The sequence below is a fragment of the Streptomyces turgidiscabies Car8 genome (genome assembly GCF_000331005.1).
GTDB classification, from domain to species: Bacteria; Actinomycetota; Actinomycetes; order Streptomycetales; family Streptomycetaceae; genus Streptomyces; species Streptomyces turgidiscabies.
This window is the reverse complement of record NZ_AEJB01000530.1, coordinates 1-8328: the sequence shown is the minus strand read 5'-3', so window position 1 is coordinate 8328 and position 8328 is coordinate 1. Positions and strand designations below refer to the sequence as shown.

Here is an 8328-nt window from a genome sequence, read left to right as displayed (position 1 = left end):
CGGAATCAGCTTTCGGCCGCGGGGGCCACGAACCCGGCGGTGTCGAGCTCGCAGCCGAAGGGGTCGGGGATGTAGAGCTTCTCCCCGAACGGCTTGGTGAGCCGGGACCTGTAGCCCTTCGCGTACGGCTCCAGGAACAGGCTGGCCTCGTCCTTCTGCATGTCGAGGACCAGGTAGACGGGGACACCCGCTCCGCCGTAGACCGCGACCTTGTCGGTGAGGTCGTCGTCGCGGGTGGAGGGGGAGGTCAGCTCGGCGACGAAGGAGAGGCCTTCTCCGTCGAGGCGGTTGCTGTCCGTCTCCAGCGTCCGCTCGTGTGCGGCGTAGATGTCCGGTCCGTACGCACGCTCGAGGCCCGGGAAGACGAACAGGAGGGGCGAGGAGTCGATGAGGTGGCCTTCGGGGATGTAGTCCTCAAGCTGCCGACGCACCAGTTTCATGACGCGGGAGTAGTACCCCTTCGACCACGGCGACACGACGATGTTCCCCTTGATGATCTCGGCCCTGTAGCCGGTCGGCACGTCAAGCACGTCGAGGGCGTCCAACAGGTCCTCGAAGCTGGGGGTCTCCGTGCCGCTTGTCGTGATCGGTCGCTCCGTCATCAACGTCATGATGCGCCTTTCACCTGAGACTGACCAGCTGCCACTCAGCGTAGTCAAGCACGCACTGTGTGGCAGCCGGTTGTCCCATCTGCTCTGCTCACGACGTGAAGATGAAGTACTTCCACGCCCCGTGCGTCGTCGTGTTCACGTTGTCGCCCGCGACGCCGTCGACGTACGACGAGCGGATGCGGAAGCGGTAGCCGATGTCGTGCGTGCCGCCCAGTTCCACGCGGGAGATGCCGGCCGAGTCCAGTTCGAAGTCCTGGGAGCCGCCGTCGAACCAGGTGCCCTCGTAGAAGTACTGGATCTGGAGGCGCTGCCGGCGGTGCGGGTACGCCGTCATGGTCGTTGTGAACAGCGGGGTCGTGGCCTGGTGGAAGTAGGCGTACGTCTGGCCGTACACGTTCTTGTTCTTGTACTGGCGGCTGACCGACGTCGACACCTTGACCTTGGTGTAGACCGTGCTGGCGACCGTCTTGGGCGCGTAGCGCGCGTCACCCGTGAACCGTGCTGTCAGGCGGGTGTCGCGGGTGAGTTTGTACGTGGTCGAGAAGTCGCCGTTCCTGTTGACCGTGCCGGCCTTGACCAGCTTGTCGGGCCGGTCGGAGCCGTACGGGTCGGCCCAGATCTCGACCTTGCGGTTCTTGTACGTCTTGCCGAGGTGCGCCGTGAACTTGACGCTCTTCGCGTAGTCGTACGTCTTCTTGTTGTTGGAGAGACGGATCGAGGTCACCGCGCGCGAGACGTCGACCGAGTCCGAGCCGGAGGACGCCAGGTGGTCGGCGTCGCCCGCGTACGACAGTACGTACGTCACCTTGCCGCCGGCCGGCGGGCTGTTGGTGAAGGAGAACGTGCCGTTCGCCGCGATCGTCGCCGTGCCGATCTTCCGGCCGCTCGGGGCGTCGAGGTCCTTGCGGGTGATCGTCACCTTGCTGCCCGACGGGAGGGTCACCTTGCTGGTGACCTTGCCCTTGACCGTCAGCTTCTTCGCGCGGTCGGACCTCACCGGTGCCGTGACGGAGACGCTGGTGACGGCCTTGGTCGGGTTGTTCAGGACGCGCAGGTCGTACGTGTTGCCCTGCCCGGCCGTGATCGCGAACAGCCGGGACCTGTCCGGGGCCCAGCCGAGGCCCGCCGTGGCGAGGTTGCCCGTGCCGGTGCCGTTGATGAAGTCGTAGTCCCGGACGGAGGCCGTGCGGTTCGGCTTGTAGATGTGCAGACCCTGGCCGAAGTACGTGTCGTTGCCCGCCGCGACCGTGCCGTCGGGGGCGACGGCCACCGCGTTCGCGGACCCCGGGTCGTCGGCGTACTTGCCGTCCGCCGTGAGGTCGGAGGTCTTGAACACCACGTGGTTGGACGGGTCCTGCGCGGCGGCGACGACCCGCCCGCCGTCCGCCGTGACCGCGAGGTCGCGCAGTTCGCTGCCCGGGACGGTCTTGCGCGCGGTGGCGGTCGCGGTGCCCGAGGAGACGTCGTACACGCCCAGCTCGGTCCAGGCCAGGCCTGGGAGGCCCGCGACCAGGCTGTTCGAGCCCGGCGCGGCCTCCAGCAGGGGAGAGGCGCTCCAGGGCTTGGCCGCGTCGGCGTCCAGCGTGACCTTGTGCTCCGGGTCGGCCAGGTCGACCGAGCCGATGTTGCCGGTGCCGGCGGTGCCGTAACCGAACCAGAGCTTGCCGCCGGCGAGGGCCACGGAGCGCGGGTTGACGTCACCCGTGGCGTACCGGGCGGACTCCGTCGCCGTGACCGTGTCGATGGCGAAGATCGCGTCGCCGGTGTCGCCGACGCCGTCGGGGACGGCCGCGTAGACCGTGCGGGAGTCGGCCGAGAGCTCCAGGCCCGTGACGCCGCGCAGACCGGACACCTCCGCGACGAAGTTGCCCCGGTAGTCCGTGACGAGGACCCGGTTGCTGGCCGGATCGCTGACGAAGACGCGCTGGTGGACACCGTCCACGACGATGTCACCGAACGAGGCGATGCCCAGGTCGCGCTGGTCGTCCGCCATGGCGTTGCTCGCGACGCCGGTCGTGAGCGCGACGGAACCGAAAGTGAGTGCGACCGCGAGCGCGGTCGACAGAGTGCGTCTGTGCACGATTATTTCGAACCCCCCGGTACGAAAGTGCCCTGAAGCGGGGCCACTTGGCCTCTGTGTAGAGACGGTGAAGAGCAGGGTAGGTCATACCACTGACACAAGGTTCACAGGGGGTTAACGGGACGGGTGGGATCCCCTTCTTTCGCTCGAATTGACCGGGACATGGCCTGTCATGGCCTGTTCTTGGTTCCTGGGCGCCGAGTGTGCGGCCACGATCTACGCGTGTAGCCACCCGCCTGCCGTGTCCAGCCGTCCCAGCTGCCCAGGAGTTTCCTCATGCCCATCTCGCCCATGAACCGTCGCCAGTTCATGCACACGTCGGCTGTCACCGGCGCCGCCGTGGCCGCCGCCGGGACCGTCGCGGCAGCCCCCGCGCAGGCCGCCGACCGCGCCGCCGGCGCGCACTGCGAGCCGCCCCGCACCTGGACCTTCTCCATCCTGGGCACCACCGACCTGCACAGCCATGTCTTCGACTGGGACTACTACACGGACGCCGCCTACACCGACAAGGCCGGCAACTCCGTCGGCGTCGCCCGCGTGGCCACCCTCATCAAGCAGCAGCGCGCGGAGAAGGGCGAGGACCACGTCCTGCTCGTCGACGCGGGCGACATCATCCAGGGCACGTCACTGGCGTACTACTACGCGCGCGTGGACCCCATCGACGCCGGGAAGGGCAAGCGCGGTCCCGAACACCCCATGGCCGTCGCCATGAACGCCATGCGCTACGACGCCGCAGCCCTCGGCAACCACGAGTTCAACTACGGCATCGACACCCTCCGCAAGTTCGAGAGCCAGTGCCGTTTCCCGCTGCTCGGTGCCAACGCGCTCGACGCGAAGACGCTCCGGCCCGCCTTCCAGCCGTACACCGTCAAGCGCATCCGGGTCCCCGGCGCGCCGGACATCAAGGTCGGCATCCTCGGCCTCACGAACCCCGGGATCGCCCTGTGGGACAAGGACAACGTCGCCGGGAAGATGACGTTCACGGGCCTCGTCGAGCAGGCGAAGAAGTACGTCCCGCGGATGCGCGCCCTCGGCTGTGACGTCGTCTTCCTCACGGACCACTCGGGCCTGGACGGCAGTTCGTCGTACGGCAACGAGCTGCCGTACGTCGAGAACGCGTCGAACCTGGTCGCGGAGCAGGTGCCCGGGATCGACGCGATCCTCGTCGGGCACACGCACACCGAGGTGTCGTCCTACACGGTGACCAACAAGGCGACCGGCAAGGACGTGGTCCTCTCCGAGCCGTACTGCTACGGCATGCGCCTGACCGTCTTCGACTTCGAGCTCGAACTCGAGCGCGGTCAGTGGAAGGTGACCAGCACGAAGGCGAAGACGCTCGACCCCAAGGGTGTCGAGGAGGACGCGCAGATCACCAAGCTGCTCAAGGCCGACCACGAGCTCGTCGTGAAGTACGTCAACACGGCTGTCGGCACGTGTACGGCGGACCTGTCGGCGGCGGAGGCGTGCTGGAAGGACGTACCCGTCATGGACTTCATCCACCAGGTCCAGATGGCCACGGTGGCCACCGGCCTGTCGACGGCCGACGCCGCCCTCCCGCTGATCTCCGTCGCCGCGCCCTTCAGCCGCAGCGCCGACATCCCCAAGGGTGACGTCAGCATCCGCGACGTCGCCGGGCTCTACATCTACGACAACACCCTGTACGGCAAGAAGCTGACGGGCTCCCAGCTCAAGGACTACCTGGAGTTCGCGGCGAAGTACTACCACCAGGTGCCGGTGGGTACGGCCGTCGACACCGCGACGCTGACCAACGCCAACAGCTTCTGGGACTACATGTACGACACGGCGGCCGGCGTCGACTACGACATCGACATCGCCGCGGCGGAGGGGTCCCGGATCAAGAACCTCTCCTACAAGGGCGCCGCGGTCACGGCCGACCAGGTCTTCGTCGTCGCGGTGAACAACTACCGCGCCAACGGCGGCAGCGGCTACCCGCACATCGCCGCCGCCGACATCGCGTACAGCTCCACCAACGAGATCCGTCAGCTGATGATCGACTACGTGACGACGAAGGGCACCCTGAACCCCGCCGACTTCGCCGTCACCAACTGGAAGCTGACGCAGGGCGGCACGGCGGTGTTCCCGGCCTGACGGGAAGGTCCAGGGATGCGAGCCGCTGACGTACCCGCCCGTGCTGGGGGCGGGTACGTCAGCGGGTGGTGCGCATGTCGGCGGCGTGAACTCCCTTACGCGCGACGGCGCAGCCGCGTGTAGGCGGCGAGGGAGCCTCCGGCGAGCACGAGTGCCCCGCCGCCGAGGGACAGGACGAGCGTGCCGGCCTGGTCGCTGCCGGTACTGGCCAACTGCGTGCCGGTGCTCGCCGGGGAGGTGGCGGACGGTGTGGGTGCGGGCGCGGATGTGGTGGGGCCGGTGGGAGTGGGGGTGGGGGTGCCGCCGGACGAGGCCGATTCCGAGGCGGACGCCGACGCGGTCGGGCTCTGGCTCGGGCTCGGGGATGCCGACCGGCCGCCGGTCAGCGTCACCTGGGCGGACGCGGCGCCCACGTACGTGCCCCGGAACGGGACGGAGCCGCCCTCGTTGACGATGACGCTCTGAACGAGGCGGGTCCTGCCGAGCGGTGCGTTCTTCTGCCAGGAGATCCGGACCCGGACGGTGCTGGTGGCGCCCGTGGAGACCGCGTAGTCGTGGCCGCGCAGGTAGAAGCCCGCCGTGTCGGGTTCGGCGGCCTCGAACACCGGCTTCAGCGTGACCCACTCGCCCGCGCGGAACACCCGCACGGTGGCGTACCGGTCGGTGAACAGGACGCTGCTGACGTTGACGTAGTCGGAGGCCGTCGTGTTGGCCACGGTGGCCTTGAACTCGACGGGCGCCCCGCCGGGTACGGCCGTCGCGGGCACTCCGGTGAAGCTGGAGGTCATGCCCTTGACGGCGACGGTACGGACGTCACGGGCCTGAAGAACCCAGGAACCGTCGGCGGCCCCGACGGAAGAGGTCAGCTTGACGGAGTCCGCGCCCCCGTCGCTGTCACCGTTGTGCGGCTCGCCCATCGGCAGCCCGAGGCGCAGGTGGAGGACACGGCTCTTTCCGGGGCCGAGCGTGACGGTGAGCGGCAGCGCCCCCTGGAACGAACCGTCGGAGTACTCCAGCGGCACCTTCGCCCAGGCCCCGTTGTCCGCGCGGTACCAGATGGCCAGGCCGTTCTCCGGCATGCCGACCCCGGCGTCCGCGACCAGGTTGAGGAAGACGTCCTCCGACTCGGTGGCGGAGGTGTTGGTGATCTTCTCGGTGAACTCGACCGGCTGTCCGGCCAGTCCCACAGCGGCGGGCCCGTCCACGGCCAGCTCGGTGTGGCAGCAGGTCTGCGAGGGCCCGGCCGACGGAGTCGGCGCCCCCGGCGCGGCCCACACGGTGGGAGCGGTGGCGGCCACCGATCCCAGTGACATCAGCACGCCGGCCGCTCCCATGGCGAGTGGACGACCGATACGGATGGTGCGAAACATGAATCCCCCCGGATTCGCTGGTGGTGTGGTGCGGGAGGTGGTGCGGGAGGTGGTGCGAGATGTGCGGCGCCGGCTCCGATGTGCTGACCAGTACGTCATGGTCGGGAGTGAGTCCCTGCGCCTTTAAGACGGTGCTGAGGCCGGATGGTTGTCACGGAATTAGGTATTTATCCGGACCCTGTGGTTCCCCCACCTGGGCGGATGGAGTCAGAGGGTCCGGCCGGGTAGAGAAACGCTTGCGTTTCGATCGGCACCCCCGTAGCTTGTCGGTACGAAACCGTTTCGTATCGATGGGAATATGTGATGACGAGCTCCCCAGTACTCCTGGCCGTCGCCCTCTCCCTCGTTTCCGCGCTCTGCTACGCCATGGCCGCCGTGGTCCAGGAGCGGACCGCGGCCGGAACGGCGGACCTGCGCGGCGCGCTCGCCCGGGGCTCGTGGTGGGGAGCTGTCCTCCTCAACGCCGGCGGCGCGCTGCTGCACGTGGTCGCCCTGCGCTACGGCCCGCTGAGCCTGGTGCAGCCTCTCGGCGTACTGACCCTCGTGGTGGCGGTTCCCCTGGGCTCGCTGGCCGCCCGCCGCCGGACCTCCGGCACGCAGTGGCGCGGCATGGCCCTCACGCTCGTCGGACTGACGGCGCTGCTGACCGTCACCGCCTCGGGAGGCTCGCCGGACAGCACGCTGAGTACCGCCGAGGTCCTGGCGGTCGCCTTCGCCGCCGCTTCCGCCATCGCGGTCCTCGTACGGTCGGCCTCGGGCGGTTCCGCCCATGCCGGCCTCGCCTTCGCGGCGGCCTCGGGCATCGCCTCCGGAGTCGGCTCGACGCTGGCCCAGAAGCTCGCCGTAGGGGCGGGGACGACGTGGAGTGCGGCGCTGGTCGCGGTCCTGACCGTCGGGTTCGCGGCGGGCGGGCTGCTGCTCGCCCAGAAGGCGTACGGCAGCGGCCTCGGCGGCCCCCTCGCGCTGCTCACCCTCGTCAACCCGGTCGCCGCGTCCGCCGTCGGCGTCACCCTGCTCGGCGAGGGCTTCCAGTACGGCGGGACAGGCATCCTCCTCGCCCTGGCCGGCGCGGCGGCAGCCGCACGCGGAGTGGTCCTGCTGAGCCGGCCCCTGCCCTTGCCCCAGCCCTTGCCCCAGCCCCTGCCCCAGCCCCTGCCCCTGGCCGGGTCGCAGCTGGACCGTTCCGCCGACCTCGACGCCCGCCTGTCCCACCTGCGACCCGCCCGGATCCTCACCGGCACCAGCCGGGCGGCCTGAAATGGAGAACACGAAGATGACGGCGACGATGACGAAGGCCACAGCCATGAAGGCGACGGCGCCCACGGAGTTGGTGCAACTGCGTCCTGCGACAGCCGTGCGCGCGGCGGGACTGGTGGACGTGCCTGCGGTGGTGCGCATGATCGCGTCGCCCGCACCGGCGGGCTCGTGGGAGCGGACGCAGAGTGCCATGCGGCTGGTGCTGGCCCACTACGCCCTCGAAGAGGGCCGGATCTGGGTGGCCGAGCGGCAGGACGGCGGGCTCCTCGCGGCTGCCGTCTGGCTGCCGCCCGGCGTCGGCTCCGAGCCCCCGGACACCCGCTTCAGCAGCCTGCTCGCGCGTGAGCTGGCGACCGGCCCGGAGGACTGCCCGCCCCTGCCGATGTGGCTGAAGGACGTGGGGCCCGACCTGCCGCACTGGAAGGTGTTCCTCGTCGGCACACTGGACGACACGAGCGCCTGGGACCACACCGTGGCCGCCGATCTGCTGGCTCCGGGCCTGCGAGCGGTCGACGACGAGGCCGCGACCGCCGTCGCGGTGACGCTGTCCCCCCGCCACGGGGACCAGTTGAGGTCCCTGGGGTTCCGCGGCCCGAACGAGATCCCCCTCGGACCGGGCGCGAACGGTTGGCTGACGACCCGTCACGCGACAGGCGGGGCAGGCCGGTTGAGTGCCTGAGGGAGGACCGGCCACCGATCTTCTCGCGGTGGTGCGGTGGCGGCATCACCCGAATCGCCCGAGGGTGCTGCCGGCTTCGTGCGGAGGATCTCGCGGGCCTGTGCGGAGGCCGACGACCCGCACCGTCTCAGCCAGGTGATGAGGGGCGGACCGGCGACAGCGAGGACGTCGTCGACCTCGACCCGGCACGCCCCTGCGAAACCGGGGCCGTCGGACAAGACG

The 8328-nt window shown here is 69.6% G+C and carries 6 protein-coding genes; 3 read left to right on the top strand and 3 right to left on the bottom strand.

The genetic code is table 11. The features are described 5' to 3' along the window. Positions 1-5: 5 nt before the first annotated feature. On the bottom strand, positions 6-611 hold the full coding sequence (locus STRTUCAR8_RS38655) for a Uma2 family endonuclease (RefSeq protein ID WP_006381794.1): 606 nt from the start codon (positions 609-611) through the stop codon (positions 6-8). An 88-nt stretch (positions 612-699) separates the two neighbouring features. After that, complete coding sequence (locus STRTUCAR8_RS38650; protein WP_006381789.1) at positions 700-2691, bottom strand: YncE family protein; 1992 nt, start codon at positions 2689-2691, stop codon at positions 700-702. A gap of 276 nt (positions 2692-2967) precedes the next feature. Here STRTUCAR8_RS38650 and STRTUCAR8_RS38645 point away from each other — a divergent pair, with 276 nt between their 5' ends. Next, complete coding sequence (locus STRTUCAR8_RS38645; RefSeq protein ID WP_006381796.1) at positions 2968-4800, top strand: bifunctional metallophosphatase/5'-nucleotidase; 1833 nt, start codon at positions 2968-2970, stop codon at positions 4798-4800. A 95-nt stretch (positions 4801-4895) separates the two neighbouring features. Here the strand turns inward: STRTUCAR8_RS38645 and STRTUCAR8_RS38640 are convergent, their stop codons facing one another. Further along, the gene (locus STRTUCAR8_RS38640) at positions 4896-6170 is read right to left on the bottom strand and encodes a hypothetical protein (protein ID WP_044473615.1); all 1275 of its coding nucleotides are present in this window, start codon (positions 6168-6170) and stop codon (positions 4896-4898) included. Positions 6171-6473: 303 nt separating this feature from the next. On the opposite strand from STRTUCAR8_RS38640, the gene STRTUCAR8_RS38635 reads away from it, so the two are divergent. Then, the gene (locus STRTUCAR8_RS38635) at positions 6474-7427 is read left to right on the top strand and encodes a DMT family protein (RefSeq protein WP_052350938.1); all 954 of its coding nucleotides are present in this window, start codon (positions 6474-6476) and stop codon (positions 7425-7427) included. A gap of 16 nt (positions 7428-7443) precedes the next feature. Further along, complete coding sequence (locus STRTUCAR8_RS38630) at positions 7444-8106, top strand: hypothetical protein (RefSeq protein ID WP_078507445.1); 663 nt, start codon at positions 7444-7446, stop codon at positions 8104-8106. Positions 8107-8328: the final 222 nt, after the last annotated feature.

What these genes read in the sequence shown, in the direction of transcription:
- STRTUCAR8_RS38655 (WP_006381794.1), bottom strand. Translation starts at nt 611, where the DNA reads ATGACGTTGATGACGGAGCGACCGATCACGACAAGCGGCACGGAGACC.
- STRTUCAR8_RS38645 (WP_006381796.1), top strand. Translation starts at nt 2,968, where the DNA reads ATGCCCATCTCGCCCATGAACCGTCGCCAGTTCATGCACACGTCGGCT.
- STRTUCAR8_RS38640 (WP_044473615.1), bottom strand. Translation starts at nt 6,170, where the DNA reads ATGTTTCGCACCATCCGTATCGGTCGTCCACTCGCCATGGGAGCGGCC.
- STRTUCAR8_RS38635 (WP_052350938.1), top strand. Translation starts at nt 6,474, where the DNA reads ATGACGAGCTCCCCAGTACTCCTGGCCGTCGCCCTCTCCCTCGTTTCC.
- STRTUCAR8_RS38630 (WP_078507445.1), top strand. Translation starts at nt 7,444, where the DNA reads ATGACGGCGACGATGACGAAGGCCACAGCCATGAAGGCGACGGCGCCC.